14 protein-coding genes are annotated in these 16,421 nt (G+C 61.1%); 6 read left to right on the top strand and 8 right to left on the bottom strand.

The window, feature by feature from the left end:
* Position 1: 1 nt before the first annotated feature.
* Positions 2-1,012 carry a class 1 fructose-bisphosphatase gene (locus ACIQUS_RS02250; RefSeq protein WP_403042320.1) on the bottom strand — a complete coding sequence of 337 codons (1,011 nt, stop codon included), beginning with the start codon at positions 1,010-1,012 and terminating at the stop codon, positions 2-4.
* Positions 1,013-1,153: 141 nt separating this feature from the next.
* Positions 1,154-3,604: a glycogen/starch/alpha-glucan phosphorylase gene (locus tag ACIQUS_RS02245; protein WP_403042317.1), complete on the bottom strand. Its 2,451-nt coding sequence runs from the start codon at positions 3,602-3,604 to the stop codon at positions 1,154-1,156.
* 201 nt (positions 3,605-3,805) lie between these two features.
* On the opposite strand from ACIQUS_RS02245, the gene ACIQUS_RS02240 reads away from it, so the two are divergent.
* Positions 3,806-4,210 (top strand): YkgJ family cysteine cluster protein, encoded by a 405-nt coding sequence (locus ACIQUS_RS02240; protein ID WP_403042314.1) that lies wholly within the window; start codon positions 3,806-3,808, stop codon positions 4,208-4,210.
* A gap of 9 nt (positions 4,211-4,219) precedes the next feature.
* On the opposite strand, the gene ACIQUS_RS02235 is transcribed toward ACIQUS_RS02240, so the two are convergent.
* The 3 genes from ACIQUS_RS02235 to thiI form a co-directional block, all read right to left on the bottom strand.
* Positions 4,220-5,656, bottom strand: a complete 1,437-nt coding sequence (locus ACIQUS_RS02235; protein ID WP_403042312.1) for a PhoPQ-activated protein PqaA family protein — start codon at positions 5,654-5,656, stop codon at positions 4,220-4,222.
* A gap of 171 nt (positions 5,657-5,827) precedes the next feature.
* Entirely contained in the window at positions 5,828-7,651 is a 1,824-nt protein-coding gene (gene typA, locus ACIQUS_RS02230) for a translational GTPase TypA (protein ID WP_403042309.1), read from the bottom strand.
* Between the two features lie 127 nt (positions 7,652-7,778).
* The gene (thiI, locus tag ACIQUS_RS02225) at positions 7,779-9,233 is read right to left on the bottom strand and encodes a tRNA uracil 4-sulfurtransferase ThiI (RefSeq protein WP_403042306.1); all 1,455 of its coding nucleotides are present in this window, start codon (positions 9,231-9,233) and stop codon (positions 7,779-7,781) included.
* Between the two features lie 329 nt (positions 9,234-9,562).
* Here thiI and glnA point away from each other — a divergent pair, with 329 nt between their 5' ends.
* The 4 genes from glnA to ntrC all read left to right on the top strand — a co-directional run bounded on the left by glnA (position 9,563) and on the right by ntrC (position 14,421).
* The gene (gene glnA, locus ACIQUS_RS02220) at positions 9,563-10,969 is read left to right on the top strand and encodes a type I glutamate--ammonia ligase (protein WP_403042303.1); all 1,407 of its coding nucleotides are present in this window, start codon (positions 9,563-9,565) and stop codon (positions 10,967-10,969) included.
* Between the two features lie 142 nt (positions 10,970-11,111).
* The gene (gene aroQ, locus ACIQUS_RS02215; RefSeq protein ID WP_403042301.1) at positions 11,112-11,645 is read left to right on the top strand and encodes a gamma subclass chorismate mutase AroQ; all 534 of its coding nucleotides are present in this window, start codon (positions 11,112-11,114) and stop codon (positions 11,643-11,645) included.
* A 257-nt stretch (positions 11,646-11,902) separates the two neighbouring features.
* A complete protein-coding gene (gene glnL, locus ACIQUS_RS02210; RefSeq protein ID WP_285863033.1) occupies positions 11,903-12,988 on the top strand; it encodes a nitrogen regulation protein NR(II) in 1,086 nt (361 codons plus the stop codon).
* Complete coding sequence (ntrC, locus tag ACIQUS_RS02205) at positions 12,985-14,421, top strand: nitrogen regulation protein NR(I) (protein WP_403042298.1); 1,437 nt, start codon at positions 12,985-12,987, stop codon at positions 14,419-14,421. The genes glnL and ntrC overlap by 4 nt, the downstream gene beginning before the upstream one ends.
* Positions 14,422-14,694: 273 nt before the next feature.
* Here the strand turns inward: ntrC and ACIQUS_RS02200 are convergent, their stop codons facing one another.
* Positions 14,695-15,132: a hypothetical protein gene (locus ACIQUS_RS02200; protein ID WP_403042295.1), complete on the bottom strand. Its 438-nt coding sequence runs from the start codon at positions 15,130-15,132 to the stop codon at positions 14,695-14,697.
* Here ACIQUS_RS02200 and ACIQUS_RS02195 point away from each other — a divergent pair.
* Complete coding sequence (locus ACIQUS_RS02195) at positions 15,131-15,586, top strand: tRNA (cytidine(34)-2'-O)-methyltransferase (protein ID WP_403042293.1); 456 nt, start codon at positions 15,131-15,133, stop codon at positions 15,584-15,586. The two genes, ACIQUS_RS02200 and ACIQUS_RS02195, sit on opposite strands and share 2 nt — an antisense overlap.
* A gap of 49 nt (positions 15,587-15,635) precedes the next feature.
* Here the strand turns inward: ACIQUS_RS02195 and secB are convergent, their stop codons facing one another.
* Together secB and grxC are read right to left on the bottom strand one after the other, a co-directional pair.
* The gene (secB, locus tag ACIQUS_RS02190; RefSeq protein WP_403042291.1) at positions 15,636-16,127 is read right to left on the bottom strand and encodes a protein-export chaperone SecB; all 492 of its coding nucleotides are present in this window, start codon (positions 16,125-16,127) and stop codon (positions 15,636-15,638) included.
* Positions 16,128-16,166: 39 nt separating this feature from the next.
* Entirely contained in the window at positions 16,167-16,421 is a 255-nt protein-coding gene (gene grxC / locus ACIQUS_RS02185) for a glutaredoxin 3 (RefSeq protein WP_403042289.1), read from the bottom strand.

Raw genomic sequence — 16,421 nt, 5'->3', positions numbered from 1 at the left:
CTTACTCCTGGTGATAACCGGTAACGCGCTCGACTTCCTGCTTGGAGCCGAGGAACACTGCCACGCGCTGGTGCAGGCTCTCGGGCTGGATGTCGAGGATGCGCTGGGTGCCGTCGGTGGAAGCACCGCCGGCCTGTTCGATGATGAAGGACATCGGGTTGGCTTCGTACATCAGGCGCAGCTTGCCCGGCTTGGAAGGCTCGCGGGCGTCGCGCGGGTACATGAACAGGCCGCCACGGGTCAGGATGCGGTGCACGTCGGCAACCATCGAGGCAATCCAGCGCATGTTGTAGTTCTTTTTCAGCGGGCCGGTCTCGCCTTCCAGCAACTCGCCGACGTAGCGCTTGACCGGGGCTTCCCAGTGACGCTGGTTGGACATGTTGATGGCGAATTCGGCGGTGGTTTCCGGTACCTTGATGTTCTCGTGGGTCAGCACGAAGCTGCCCAGCTCGCGGTCCAGGGTGAAGCCCTTGACGCCGTTGCCCAGGGTCAGGATCAGCATGGTCTGCGGACCGTAGATCGCATAACCGGCGGCGACCTGCTTGGTGCCCGGCTGCAGGAAGGCCTGCTCGTTGAGGCTTTCGTTCTGGCTCAGGTACTCATTGGGGCAACGCAGTACCGAGAAGATGGTGCCGACCGAAACGTTGACGTCGATGTTCGACGAGCCGTCCAGCGGGTCGAAGACCAGCAGGTAGGCACCTTTAGGGTACTTGCCCGGGATCTGGTAGGCATTGTCCATTTCTTCGGAGGCCATGCCGGCCAGGTGACCGCCCCACTCGTTGGCTTCGAGCAGGATGTCGTTGGAAATCACGTCCAGCTTCTTCTGGACTTCGCCCTGCACGTTTTCGGTGCCCATGCTGCCCAGGACGCCGCCCAGGGCGCCTTTGGAAACGTTGTGGCTGATTTCCTTGCACGCACGCGCTACCACTTCGATCAGGAAGCGCAGATCGGCAGGGGTGCTGTTGCTGCGGGTCTGCTCAATCAAATAGCGACTCAGGGTAACGCGGGACATGTAAGGCTCCGAAGAATGGGGTAATAAAAACCCACGCAGTTTACAGGGAGAGTGAAGCGCTAGCGAGTCATCAGACACGCTTGAGCGATAAGACGGCACATTGGCCCGAGAGTTCATCGCCCCCGGGCCATCCTCCACAGCTTAGTCCAGGGCCTTCCAGATCTGTGTCGCGTACTCGCGAATGGTCCGGTCCGAGGAGAACCAGCCCATGCGTGCGGTGTTGAGCACCGCCATGCGCCACCACTGCGCCGGATCGTGCCAGAGCGCCTCGACGCGCTGCTGGGCGTCCCAGTAGGCATCGAAATCGGCGCAGACCAGGAAGCGGTCATGGGCCACCAGCGAGTCGACCAGCCCGGTGTAGCGGGCCGGATCATCCGGCGAAAACACCCCGCCACGAATCGCCTGCAGCACATCGCCGAGCCGGCTTGAAGCGGCAATGTCGGCACCGGCGCCAAAGTCGCCACTGCGTTTTCGCGACTCCACCTGCTGGGCGCTCAGGCCGAAGATGAACATGTTCTCGGCACCGACCTGCTCGCACATTTCCACGTTGGCGCCATCCAGGGTGCCGATGGTCAGCGCGCCGTTGAGGCCGAACTTCATGTTGCTGGTACCCGAAGCCTCGTAGCCGGCGGTGGAGATCTGCTCGGAAAGGTCGGCCGCCGGAATGATGCTCTCGGCCAGGCTGACGTTGTAGTTGGGTAAGAACACCACCTTGAGCAGGCCGCGCACGGTCGGGTCGTTGTTCACCACCCGGGCGATATCGTTGCTCAGTTTGATGATCAGCTTGGCCTGGTGATAACTGGCCGCAGCCTTGCCGGCGAACAGCTTGACCCGCGGCACCCAGTCGACCCCGGGCTCGGCGCGGATCGCCTGGTACAGGGCCACGGTGTGCAGGAGGTTTAGCAACTGGCGCTTGTACTCGTGGATCCGCTTGACCTGTACATCGAACATCGCCTGCGGGTTGACGGTGATGCCCAGGCGCTCCTGGATCAGGTTGGCCAGGGCACGCTTGCTGCGCAGGCGCTGCTCGGCGAACTGTTTGCAAAACGCAGGCTTGTTGGCGAAAGGCTCCAGCCCCTTGAGCAGGCCTTGAGGGTCATCGAGCACTTCTTCACCCAGGGCCTGGACCAGCATGGCCGTCAGCGCCGGATTGGCCTGGTACAGCCAGCGACGGAAGGTGATGCCATTGGTCTTGTTGTTGATCCGCTGCGGATAGAGCTTATGCAGCTCGGCAAATACCGTGCTGCGCATCAGCTTGCTGTGTAGCGCCGACACACCGTTGACGCTGTGCGAGCCAAGAAAGGCCAGGTTGCCCATGCGCACCCGGCGACCGTTGTCCTCCTCGATCAGCGACACCGCGCGCAGCACGTCGAAATCGTGGATGCCCTTGGCCCGCAGCGCGTCGATATGGAAGGCGTTGATCAGGTAGATGATCTGCATGTGCCGCGGCAGCATGCGCTCCATCAGACCGACCGGCCAGGTTTCCAGCGCCTCGGGCAACAAGGTGTGGTTGGTGTAGGCCAGCGTATCGACGGTCAGTTGCCAGGCGGTGTCCCAGGGCACCTCATGCTGGTCGACCAGCAGGCGCATCAGTTCGGCCACGGCAATCGATGGGTGCGTGTCGTTGAGCTGGATCGCCGCCTGCTGCGGCAGGTTGAGCAGATTGTCGTGCATGTTCAGGTGGCGACGCAGCAGGTCCTGCAACGAGGCGCAGACGAAGAAATACTCCTGACGCAGGCGCAACTCCTGGCCGGCCTCGGTGCTGTCGGCCGGGTACAACACCCGCGAGATGCTTTCGGCACGCGCCACTTCAGCCACGGCACCCAGGTGGTCGCCGGCGTTGAAGCGCTCCAGGTGCAGCTCTTCCAGCGCCCGCGCACGCCACAGCCGCAGGGTGTTGACGCTGGCCCCCTTCCAGCCGACCACGGGCGTGTCATAGGCCACCGCACGCACGGTCTCGGCCGGCCACCACACCTGGCGCTGCTGGCCATTGGCGTCATGCACGGTTTCGACGCTGCCCCCGAAACTGATCGGGTAGATCACCTCGGCCCGCTCGAACTCCCAGGGGTTGCCGAAGTCCAGCCAGTTCTCGGTTTGCTCCTGCTGCCAGCCATCGACCACCGCCTGGCGGAACAGACCGTGTTCGTAGCGGATGCCATAACCGTGGGCGGCAATGCCCAGGGTCGACATGCTCTCCATGAAACAGGCCGCCAGCCGACCGAGACCGCCATTGCCCAGGGCCGCATCCGGCTCCAGCAGGCGGATCCGCTCCAGGTCGACATCCAGCCCGCTCAGCGCTTCGCGGGCGATCTCCAGCAGGCCGAGGTTGCTCAGGCTGTCATACAGCAAGCGACCGATAAGAAACTCCAGCGACAGGTAGTACACCCGCTTCTGGCTCTTGCGGTAAATCTGCCGGGTGTGGTCCATCCAGTGATCGACCATGTGATCACGGGCTGCCAGGGCAATGGCTTCGAACCAGTCATGCTCGAAGGCATGCGCCGGGTCCTTGCCGACCGCGTAGGTCAATTTATCCAGTACAGCGGTGCGAAAAGCGGCCACCTCTGCGTCACGAGCGAGTGGTTCCTGAGACATGCGACGTCCTCGATCAAGTTGACGAATGCGGATGGAGATTTCTCAGCCTAGACGGTTCGACACAGAGCGAAAGCTCAGGTTCTCCACTTTTTGCGTGCAAAAGCAGTACCGGTCGAGCGACCGCTGGGTAAATGGTTGTTCACATTTTGATCAACTCATGTATGATCGCGCGCCCGTGATGAACATCAAAAATAGAGCCCGATGAAACCGACCCTGATTGCCGCCGCCGAAGTCGACCGCCTGGAGACCTGGCAGAAGTACCAAAGCCATATGTGCGGAGGCTGCAAGTCGACCTGCTGCACCTTGCCGACGGAAGTGAAGATCAAAGACCTGGTCCGCATGGGCGTGGTGGATGAATTCGAGATCGGTGAGCCGCCGAAAAACATTGCCAAACGCTTGCAGAAGGACGGCATCATCCAGCGCTTCAACCAGAAGTCGGGGATTTTCACCCTGGCGCAGATGAGCAACGACGATTGCCTCTATCTGGATCGCAAGAGCCGCCTGTGCACCATTTATGACGTGCGCCCGGACACCTGCCGCAATCACCCCAGGATCGGGCCGCGTCCGGGGTATTGCGCGTACATTCCCAAGCCTGTGGGTCGTTGATATCGCAGGTCAGTCGGCCAGGGTTGAACAGCTCGCGCCGTCCGTCCAGGGCGGCTGATCAGGAAATTTGTCATCCGGCATGACATGCACCGGGCTGGTCGCGATGAAACCATCATCGAAGGTGGCCTGCAAAAAGGCCGCCTGCCAACCTGACTCGACTCGCCCCAACTCGACAAGCGTCTCCAGGCCAGGTGGTGGCACCAGGGTTGTCGCTTGGTAGCGTATGCCACAGGCATAACGAAAATCCCGATCACGCTCATTGGCTGCCCGCCAAAGCCGCAGCGCACGCGGCGGTTCGGAAAAGCTCACCTTGAGCCGTGCAATGCCCGCGTCCTCTGTCACGGAGGAACGCAAGGTGGGCAAGCCATGACCCTGCTGCAGGCGATTGACCATGGGAATCAGCGACGACCCGGCATAGGCACGAATACCGTAATGATCCGAGTTTGGCGCCACGCGCACGGCGTTGTTACCCGGTAGCTTCGGCACATAGCGGGCCGTATGGTCCGGCGCAAAAAAGTCATCGCCACTGGCGGAAATCAGGTACTTGGGAATGAGCAGGCGATCGGCCAAGGCACTGTCACGGTATTGGAGCGGGTCCATGATCTCCATCAGACGATCGAAGGATGGGGCCTGTAGTTGCGCCAGCACGCCGGCCGCCTGATAGGGAGCCAGAGCGATCGGCCATTGACCGCCATAGTTGCGCCGCAACTGTTCGAGCATGTTTTTCCCGTCGGCAATTTCGATGACAGCCGGCGCCAGGGCCGATACCCGATCATCTGCCAGCGCCGCCAGCCAGGCCGCCCACCCCCGCTTCGAAGCTCCGACCAGGATGAAATGCCGATACTGCGGCAACTTCGCCTGCACCAGATCCATGGCTCGGGCGGCGGCACCTGCCATCGGAACATGCAAAGCGAGCAAACGATGCCGTTGCGGGTCACCGAGGAAGTGCTTCCAGGTGTGGGCGACAGCAACGTCTTCAATGCGCCACTGCTGATCATCGTCGAAGAACAGTGGCTGGTTCGGTACATCACTGAGCGACACAACCAGCGTTCGGGTGGCGCTGGCGATTTGCTGCAGGGTCTGGGCAGGGTAATCAGGCTCCTGCTGTTGCTGATGCAGGCCATTGTTGATGACAAGCAGGGCCTGACCGGGGCGGGCCTGGACAGAGAGGTACAGGTCGACCTGATGTTGCCAGACCTGAGGGGAAGATACCGGATAGGGTGTCCAGCGCTGCGAGTTCAACAGGTAGCGCCTGACTTCCATGGTCGGCGAGGCGTGCTGTCCGACCAGTTGAAAATCAAGCGGTTGCGCCCTGAGCGCATCGATATGGCAGTAGACCACATGCTGGAAGGGCTGATGCGGTTGCTTGCAGTCGATATCCGCTGTCGAGGCGAGGACGGCCATCGGCATGCTGAGTGCGACCATCAGGACAAGCTGACGCAGCATTGGCAAGTTCCTTATGCCGGCATATGAGCTTGCCATCAAAGCATGAATCAGAGGACCGCTGGCTGCTACGAGTGTTTCACCAAATGTAGACCGGCAGCCGCGGTACCCTTCCTGCCACAAACAAAAACGCCCCCGGCCTTGCGACCGGGGGCGTTTTCGTTTCAGCCGGGCTTAGTTAGCCTTGGCTTTCTTGGCAGCGCGGGTACGCTCGCCTTCGTCGAGGATCTTCTTACGCAGACGGATCGACTTAGGGGTGACTTCGCACAGCTCGTCGTCCTGGATGAATTCCAGGGCCTGTTCCAGGGTGTGGCGAACCGGCGGAACCAGGGCGATGGTCTCGTCCTTGCCCGAAGCACGCATGTTGTCGAGCTTCTTGCCTTTGGTCGGGTTCACGCCCAGGTCGTTGTCACGGCTGTTCAGGCCGATGATCTGACCGTTGTAGATCTCCTGGCCGTGCTCGACGAACAGCTTGCCGCGCGCCTGCAGGGTTTCCAGGGAATAGGTCAGAGCCTTGCCGGTCTCGACCGAAACCAGTACGCCGTTCAGACGGCCGGACATCTGGCCCGACTTCATGGTGTCGTAGCGATCGAAGATCGAGGTCAGGATGCCTGCACCGTTGGTCAGGGTCAGGAACTGGTTACGGAAACCGATCAGACCACGGGCTGGAATGTTGTATTCCAGACGTACACGGCCCTTGCCATCCGGCGCCATGTTGGTCAGGTCGCCTTTACGCAGACCCATTTCTTCCATGACCTTGCCCTGGGATTCTTCAGGGATGTCGATGGTGACGTTCTCGAACGGCTCCTGCTTGGTGCCGTTGACTTCGCGGATGATCACTTCAGGACGGCCTACAGCCATCTCGAAGCCTTCACGACGCATGGTTTCGATCAGAACCGACAGGTGCAGCTCACCACGGCCGGAAACCTTGAACTTGTCAGCCGAGTCGCCTTCTTCAACGCGCAGTGCAACGTTGTACAGCAGCTCTTTGTCCAGACGCTCCTTGATGTTGCGGCTGGTGACGAACTTGCCTTCCTTACCGCAGAACGGCGAGTCGTTGACCTGGAAGGTCATCGAAACGGTTGGCTCGTCAACGGTCAGCGGCTTCATCGCTTCAACCGCGTCCGGGTGGCACAGGGTGTCGGAGATGAACAGCTCGTCGAAACCGCTGATGCAGACGATGTCGCCGGCCTGGGCTTCTTCGACGTCAACGCGGTGCAGACCGTGGTGACCCATCAGCTTGAGGATACGGCCGTTGCGCTTCTTGCCGTCGGTGTCGATGGCGACGACCGGGGTGTTCGGCTTGACGCGACCACGGGCGATACGGCCAACACCGATAACACCCAGGAAGCTGTTGTAGTCCAGTGCGGAGATCTGCATCTGGAACGGACCGTCACGGTCAACAGCAGGTGCCGGTACGTTGTCGATGATCGACTGGTACAGCGGGGTCATGTCTTCGGCCATTTCGGTGTGGTCCAGACCGGCGATGCCGTTCAGGGCCGAGGCGTAGACGACTTTGAAGTCCAGCTGTTCGTCGGTGGCACCGAGGTTGTCGAACAGGTCGAAGATCTGGTCCAGAACCCAGTCAGGACGCGCGCCCGGACGGTCGACCTTGTTGATCACGACGATTGGCTTCAGACCGGCTTCGAAAGCCTTCTTGGTCACGAAGCGGGTTTGCGGCATCGGGCCGTCCTGGGCATCGACCAGCAGCAGCACGGAGTCGACCATCGACATTACACGCTCAACCTCGCCACCGAAGTCGGCGTGGCCGGGGGTGTCGACGATGTTGATGTGGTAGCCATTCCAGTTGATGGCGGTGTTTTTCGCCAGAATGGTAATGCCGCGCTCTTTTTCCTGGTCGTTGGAGTCCATGACGCGCTCGTCGTTGAGCTCGTTACGCTCCAGGGTGCCGGACTGGCGCAGGAGTTTGTCGACCAGGGTGGTTTTACCATGGTCAACGTGGGCGATGATGGCGATGTTACGCAGATTTTCGATCACTTGTGTTTCTCGATCAGAGGATTCGGGTTGCCGCTATTTTAAGCGGCGAATATGAATGAACGGCGCTCAAACTGCCCGGCGGTCGGGAGGGCGATGGCGGATGCTTCCGCCATACAACCCCGGCGTCTTATGCCGGACGATAAACACGCACATTGGCATGTCCCTCGCTCAGCAGGTGGTGGGCATGCAGCCGACTCATCACGCCCTTGTCGCAATACAGCAGGTACTGGCGCGCTGGGTCCAGTTCCTTGAAGCGGCTGTTGATCGCATAGAACGGCATGATCTTCACTTCGATGCCATCCAGTTCCAGCGGTTCATCTTCCTGGGCATCCGGATGACGGATGTCGATAACGACCTGACCGGCCAGCGCCTGGCCGACTTCCTCGACCTGGATGTCCTGGCTCAGCTCGTCGATCACGTGGTCGATGGCGATCAGGCGGGCGCGCTCCAGGGCGCGCTCCAGCACGGCCATGTCGAACTGTTTCTCTTCATGTTCGATGCGGTGGCGCTTGGCGTGGGTGGTCGGGTTCACCGAAATCACGCCACAGTATTCAGGCATGTGCTTGGCGAAGTCGGCGGTGCCGATCGCCTCGGCCTGGTCGATGATGTCCTGCTTGTGGGTGGCCAGCAGCGGGCGCAGCACCAGTTTGTCGGTGGCCTGGTCGATGATCGACAGGTTCGGCAGGGTCTGGCTGGAGACCTGGGAAATCGCCTCGCCGGTGACCAGTGCGTCGATCTCCAGGCGGTCGGCCATCTGCGCCGCCGCGCGCAACATCATGCGCTTGAGGGTCACGCCCATATAACTGTTGTCGACCTTGCCGAGGATCTCGCCGACCACTTCCTCGAACGGCACGCTGATAAACAGAACGCGCTGGCTGCTGCCGTATTTCTTCCACAGGTAGTGGGCGACTTCCATCACCCCCAGCTCGTGGGCACGGCCGCCGAGGTTGAAGAAGCAGAAGTGGGTCATCAGGCCGCGACGCATCATCTGGTAGGCCGCCACGGTGGAGTCGAAACCACCGGACATCAGCACCAGGGTCTGCTCCAGGGCGCCCAGCGGGTAGCCGCCGATGCCCTTGTGCTGGCTGTGGATCACGTACAGGCGCTGGTCGCGCACCTCGATGCGCACCTCCACCTCGGGGTTGCGCAGGTCGATACCGGCGGCGCCGCACTGCTGGCGCAGCTGGCTGCCGACATAACGGTCGACGTCCATCGAGGTAAAGTCGTGGTGACCACCACGCTTGCAGCGCACGGAGAAGCGCTTGCCGGCCAGCAGGTGGCCGAAGTGGGTCTTGCACTTGGCAACGATGTCGTCGAAATCGCCCAGCGGGTACTCTTCGACCTGCAGGAAGTGGGCAATGCCCGGCGTGCAGGTCAGGCGCTCGGTCATCTCACGCAGGACTTTCTCGTCCTCGACGCGGGTGATCACCTCGAGGTTGTCCCAGACACCATCGACCGCCAGCTCAGGATCGAGGTCCTTGAGCACGGTGCGAATGTTGCGGCCCAGCTGACGGATGAAACGCTTGCGAACCGGGCGGCTCTTGATGGTGATTTCCGGGAAGACTTTTACGATTAGTTTCATGAAAAACTGTGCGTGCGCTGCCGACTAAAAAAGTGGGGCGCGGATTATAGCGGAAATTGCTCAAGGTTTAACCAATTATCGTACAGAAGGTTTTGCATGCACCCTTATGGTGCAATAGACCAACATTGCGCCTCATCAGGGTGCAAAAATTGTCCGACACTCGGGTCAAAAACCCCTGAAACGCGTGGGAATGGGGCAGAAATTCCAAACCGGGGCACTGGCATGCAATTTGCTCCCTTGTGAGGCAGGTTGCCTTGGCGGACTATTCGCGCCCGGCATCACCCAAATTCAAGGGCTGCACAGGCACGCTCTATCCCCCGGAGGACACTATGTCGAAGTCGGTTCAACTCATCAAAGATCATGACGTTAAATGGATTGATCTGCGCTTCACTGACACCAAAGGCATCCAGCACCACGTCACCATGCCAGCCCGTGACGGCCTGGACGAAGACTTCTTCGAAACCGGCAAGATGTTCGACGGTTCCTCCATCGCCGGCTGGAAAGGCATCGAAGCCTCCGACATGATCCTGATGCCGGACGACTCCACCGCCGTGCTGGACCCGTTCACCGAAGAGCCAACCCTGATCCTGACCTGCGACATCATCGACCCTGCCAGCATGCAGGGCTATGATCGCGACCCACGCGCAATCGCCAAGCGTGCCGAAGAGCACCTGAAAAGCACCCTGATCGGTGACACCGTGTTCGCCGGTCCAGAGCCTGAGTTCTTCATCTTCGACGAAGTGAAGTTCAAGTCCGACATCTCGGGCTCCATGTTCAAGATCTACTCCGAGCAAGGTTCCTGGATGTCCGACCAGGACGTCGAAGGCGGCAACAAAGGCCACCGTCCAGGCGTCAAAGGTGGTTACTTCCCGGTTCCACCGTTCGACCACGACCACGAAATCCGTACCGCCATGTGCAACGCACTGGAAGAAATGGGTCAGACCGTCGAAGTTCACCACCACGAAGTGGCAACTGCCGGCCAGAACGAAATCGGCGTCAAGTTCAACACCCTGGTGAAGAAGGCTGACGAAGTCCAGACCCTGAAGTACGTCGTGCACAACGTTGCCGATGCCTACGGCCGCACCGCTACCTTCATGCCTAAGCCGCTGTACGGCGACAACGGCTCGGGCATGCACGTTCACATGTCGATCTGGAAAGACGGCAAGAACACCTTCGCAGGCGAAGGCTATGCCGGCCTGTCCGACACCGCCCTGTACTTCATCGGCGGTATCATCAAGCACGGCAAGGCCCTGAACGGCTTCACCAACCCGGCCACCAACTCCTACAAGCGCCTGGTGCCAGGTTTCGAAGCACCGGTCATGCTGGCCTACTCGGCCCGTAACCGTTCCGCTTCGATCCGTATTCCTTACGTGTCGAGCCCTAAAGCCCGTCGTATCGAAGCCCGCTTCCCGGATCCGGCTGCCAACCCGTACCTGTGCTTCGCCGCGCTGCTGATGGCCGGCCTGGACGGTATCCAGAACAAGATCCACCCAGGCGATGCCGCCGACAAGAACCTGTACGACCTGCCGCCTGAAGAGGCCAAGGAAATCCCGCAGGTTTGCGGCAGCCTGAAAGAAGCCCTGGAAGAGCTGGACAAAGGCCGTGCGTTCCTGACCAAGGGCGGCGTATTCTCCGACGACTTCATCGATGCCTACATCGCCCTGAAATCCGAAGAAGAAATCAAGGTTCGCACCTTCGTACACCCACTGGAATACGAGCTGTACTACAGCTGCTAATCCAGTAACGGCGTAACGCTATAGCGAGAGGCCTCCCACACGGGAGGCCTTTTCTTTTTCTGACATTGGTATACGAATCAGACGGCAGGTAAAAAGTTTCAGGAACGCCACACTGGCCACTCCTTCTTCTGGAAGCCTCGTCATGCGCTTAACCCTGCTGCTCTTCTCTCTTCTCCTCACGCAAGGCTGTGCACCCTCGCCGAGCGACCCACTACAGCGATTACTGGACTCGGTTGAACAACGTCTGGATCTTGCTGAAACCATTGCCCTGAGCAAATGGCAGTCCGGCCAACTGGTAGAAGACCCGTCTCGTGAACAGCAGGTCATTGCCAACGCTGAAGCCCTGGCGCCAAGTCTCAAGCTCAGCAGCCAACGAGCAGCCGAATTCATGGCTGCCCAGATTCGAGCCAACAAAGTGCTCCAGCTCTACGCGCTGGCAGACTGGCAGGCCACTGGCAACGCACCCAAAAAGCCGCGAGTGGATTTAACAACGCAAGTGCGCCCACAACTGGACCAGTTACAGCAAACCCTGCTCAGTGAGTTGGCCCGCTTCGATCGCAACCCTCCTGAGCCGTGCTATCCCACGGTAACGGAGGCGATCGCCCAGCGCGAGTTGGACGAGACACGGGAGATGGCACTCAAGCTCGCCACCTACACATTGTGCACCGCCCCGTGATTTCACCCTATGCTCTATATTGGTGCATGCAGTTGCATGCACTGGCTCGTATCGGTCCATTTTGGTTCAAGCAAACCGCCGAACCAGGGCTTTGTAGCCGTATTTAGCGCAAATTCAGGTCTTTATCCGGCAGATCCGCTTCTTTTCGGAGCCTTGGTTTGTTTTTTGCATTTTCTTGTTACCAGCAGACAACCAGCGCCCGCGACCCTGACACACACCTGGGGTCGTCATGAGCCAAAAGAGGTCACCGACGCCCCATGACCATCAGCGATGCCCTGCACCGACTGCTACTGGACAACCTGACCACTGCCACCATTCTGCTCAACGCCGACCTGCGCCTCGAGTACATGAACCCGGCAGCGGAAATGCTCCTGGCCATCAGCGGCCAGCGCAGCCATGGGCAATTCATCAGCGAGTTGTTCACTGAATCCCCCGAAGCGCTCAACTCCCTGCGCCTGGCAGTGGAGCACGCGCACCCCTTCACCAAGCGTGAAGCCCAGCTCACCTCGTTGACCGGCCAGACCCAGACCGTCGACTACGCGGTGACGCCGATCCTGAGCAAGGGCCAGACCCTGCTGCTGCTCGAAGTCCACCCCCGCGACCGGCTGCTGCGCATCACCAAGGAAGAGGCACAGCTGTCCAAGCAGGAAACCACCAAGATGCTGGTCCGCGGCCTGGCCCATGAGATCAAGAATCCGCTGGGCGGTATTCGTGGTGCCGCCCAGCTGCTGTCCCGGGAGCTGCCCGAAGACGGCCTCAAGGATTACACCAATGTGATCATCGAGGAGGCCGACCGCCTGCGTAACCTGGTGGATCGCATGCTGGGCTCGAACAAGCTGCCGTCGCTGGCCATGACCAACATCCATGAAGTGCTGGAGCGCGTGTGCAGCCTGGTCGAGGCGGAAAGCCAGGGCGGTATCACCCTGGTGCGCGATTACGACCCGAGCCTGCCGGATGTACTGATCGACCGCGAACAAATGATCCAGGCCGTGCTCAATATCGTGCGCAACGCCATGCAGGCCATCAGTGGCCAGAACGAACTGCGCCTGGGGCGCATCACCCTGCGCAGCCGGGCCATGCGCCAGTTCACCATCGGCCACACCCGCCATCGCCTGGTGGCCAAGGTCGAGATCATCGACAACGGCCCGGGCATCCCGGCCGAGCTGCAGGAAACCATCTTCTACCCCATGGTCAGCGGTCGCCCGGACGGTACCGGGCTGGGCCTGGCCATTACCCAGAACATCATCAGCCAGCACCAGGGCCTGATCGAATGTGACAGCCACCCGGGCCACACCACCTTCTCGATCTTCCTGCCCCTGGAACAAGGAGCCACCGCCTCATGAGCCGTAGTGAAACCGTCTGGATCGTCGACGATGATCGCTCCATCCGCTGGGTCCTGGAAAAAGCCCTGCAACAGGAAGGCATGACCACCCAGAGCTTCGACAGTGCCGACGGCGTCATGAGCCGCCTGGCCCGCCAGCAGCCTGACGTGATCATTTCCGACATCCGTATGCCCGGCGCCAGTGGCCTGGATTTGCTGGCGCAGATACGCGAACAGCACCCGCGCCTGCCGGTCATCATCATGACCGCCCACTCCGACCTCGACAGTGCGGTGGCCTCCTACCAGGGCGGTGCCTTCGAATACCTGCCCAAGCCGTTCGACGTCGACGAAGCCGTTTCGCTGGTCAAGCGCGCCAACCAGCATGCCCAGGAACAACAGGGCCTGGATGTCGCCCCGAGCCTGACCCGCACGCCGGAAATCATCGGCGAGGCGCCGGCGATGCAGGAGGTGTTTCGCGCCATCGGTCGCTTGAGCCACTCCAACATCACCGTGTTGATCAATGGTGAGTCCGGTACCGGCAAAGAGCTGGTCGCTCACGCCCTGCACCGCCACAGCCCGCGTGCGGCGTCGCCGTTCATCGCCCTGAACATGGCAGCCATTCCCAAGGACCTGATGGAGTCCGAACTGTTCGGCCATGAGAAAGGCGCCTTCACCGGTGCGGCCAACCTGCGCCGTGGTCGCTTCGAGCAGGCCGACGGCGGCACCCTGTTCCTCGACGAGATCGGCGACATGCCCGCCGACACCCAGACCCGCCTGCTGCGCGTGCTGGCCGATGGCGAGTTCTACCGGGTGGGTGGTCATGTGCCGGTCAAGGTCGATGTACGCATCATCGCCGCGACCCACCAGAACCTGGAAACCCTGGTGCAGGCCGGCAAGTTTCGTGAAGACCTGTTCCACCGCCTGAACGTGATCCGCATCCATATCCCGCGCCTGGCCGATCGTCGCGAAGACATCCCGACCCTGGCCAGGCACTTCCTCGGCCGTGCGGCCCAGGAACTGGCGGTGGAGCCAAAGCTGCTCAAGCCGGAGACCGAAGAGTTCATTCGCAACCTTCCGTGGCCGGGCAACGTGCGCCAGCTGGAGAACACCTGCCGCTGGATCACAGTGATGGCTTCGGGTCGCGAAGTGCATATCGGCGACCTGCCGCCGGAGCTGCTCAACCTACCCCAGGACGCGGCGCCGGTGACCAACTGGGAACAGGCCCTGCGCCAGTGGGCCGACCAGGCGTTGTCACGCGGTCAGTCGAGCCTGCTCGACAGCGCGGTGCCAAGCTTCGAGCGGATCATGATCGAGACAGCGCTCAAGCACACCGCCGGCCGCCGCCGGGATGCCGCCGTTCTGCTGGGCTGGGGACGCAACACCCTGACGCGCAAGATCAAGGAACTGGGGATGAAGGTCGACGGGGGCGATGAGGAAGGCGACGACGAGGCCTGATTCTGCGCGTTGTAGCTGCTGCGCCAGCTCCCACCAGTGCCAGTGCAGCTCAAAGCATTGTGGGAGCCGGCGTAGCCGGCGATGGCGCCCTAAAGTGCACCGCCATGACCCACGACGCACCGCTACAACGCAAAAAATTTCGGCAAAACCCCAGCCAACCGCTCTAAACCCACCATTTTCCGCACTGCAACAAAACTGGCACACACTCTGCATTAGTATCAGTACTTCCAGTTTTGGGGGCCTTGGTACAGGCAGGCCGGGGATTCCCCTCTTTTATTCGCGCAGTCGCACCTGCACCCGCCAGCGTCCCTCGTCCTCTGCACCGGCCCAGTCGCCGTGCAGGGGGCGAGCCGCGACCAGGGTCACCAGCAGCCCACCGTCACTCTTCTGTACCCGCCAGGTCACAGGCTTGCCCTGCAGCTGCAGCTGCCCCCGGGCAGCCTTGCCCTCGGCGTCGAACACCAGGGCCAGGGTGCCCTCCACTTCCTCGCCATGCAGCTTGGGTTCCTCGTTGAACCACAGGTCCAGGCCACCCTCGACGATCTGCACCTGCTCCAGCACCCGGGGCTCGGGCGCGGTCAGGCGACCGATCATCAGCCCCACCAGCATGCCAAGGATCGCCATCGAGAACAGAACCCGTGGCCATAGCTGCGAACGCGGGTCCGGTTCAGGAGTAGAATGCTCGCCATCTTTATGTTCGGAGCCGTGCATGTTTCACGTCATCCTCTTTCAACCAGAGATTCCGCCGAATACCGGCAACATTATCAGGCTGTGCGCCAACAGCGGCTGCGACCTGCACCTGATCGAGCCCATCGGCTTCGAGCTGGACGACAAGCGCCTGCGCCGCGCCGGGCTGGACTACCATGAGTATGCCACCCTCAAGCGCCATGCCGACCTGCCCAGCTGCCTGGAGAGCCTGGGCCAACCGCGCCTGTTCGCCTTCACCACCAAGGCCTCGCACCCTTACCACGAAACGGCGTACCAGCCGGGCGACGCTTTTCTGTTCGGCCCGGAAAGCCGTGGCCTACCGGCCGAAGTGCTCGACAGCCTGCCCCCCGAGCAGCGCCTGCGCCTGCCGATGCGACCAGGCTGCCGGAGCCTGAACCTGTCCAATACCGTGGCGGTGACTGTCTACGAAGCCTGGCGCCAGCAGGGCTTTGCCTGAACCATGAAAAAAGCGCCCCTCGGGGCGCTTTTTCACTGCATCGCAAGCCTTACTGCAGCGAAGGAGCTTCGCCGGCTTCCTGCATGCGCTGCATTTCCTGGGCGTACAGGGCGTCGAAGTTGACCGGCGACAGCATCAGCGCCGGGAACGAGCCACGGGTCACCAGGCTGTCCAGCGCTTCGCGCGCGTACGGGAACAGGATATTCGGGCAGAAAGCGCCCAGGGTGTGGCTCATCGACGGCGCGTCGAGGTTCTTGATCAGGAAGATACCGGCCTGCTGGACTTCAGCGATGAAGGCCACTTCTTCGCCGTTCTTCACGGTGACCGAAAGGGTCAGCACTACCTCGTGGAAGTCACCTTCCAGGGCTTTCTGCTTGGTGTTCAGGTCCAGGGCGACGCTCGGCTCCCACTGCTGGCGGAAGATCGCCGGGCTTTTTGGCGCTTCGAACGACAGGTCGCGCACGTAGATGCGCTGCATGGAGAATTGAGGAGCGTTGTCGTCGGCTGCGGCTGCGGCGTCGTTGTTCTGTTGATCAGTCATGACAGATCCTTCTTTACAGGGTCTTTTAAGGGTTCTGGTTCACGCCTTGAGCAGGGCGTCGAGCTTGCCGGCGCGCTCAAGGGCATACAGGTCGTCGCAACCGCCGACGTGGGTGCTGCCGATCCAGATCTGCGGCACCGAGGTGCGCCCGGCCTTGTGGGCCATTTCAGCACGAACCTGCGGTTTGCCGTCGACCTTGATCTCTTCGAAGGCCACGCCCTTGTTCTCGAGCAGGTACTTGGCGCGCGAGCAGAACGGGCAGTAATCGCTGGAGTAGACAGTGACCTTGCTCAT

The organism is Pseudomonas sp. NPDC090755 (genome assembly GCF_044769005.1).
Lineage (GTDB): Bacteria > Pseudomonadota > Gammaproteobacteria > Pseudomonadales > Pseudomonadaceae > Aquipseudomonas.
Note: the sequence above shows the minus strand (reverse complement) of the source record. Positions and strands in the feature narration are given on the sequence as shown.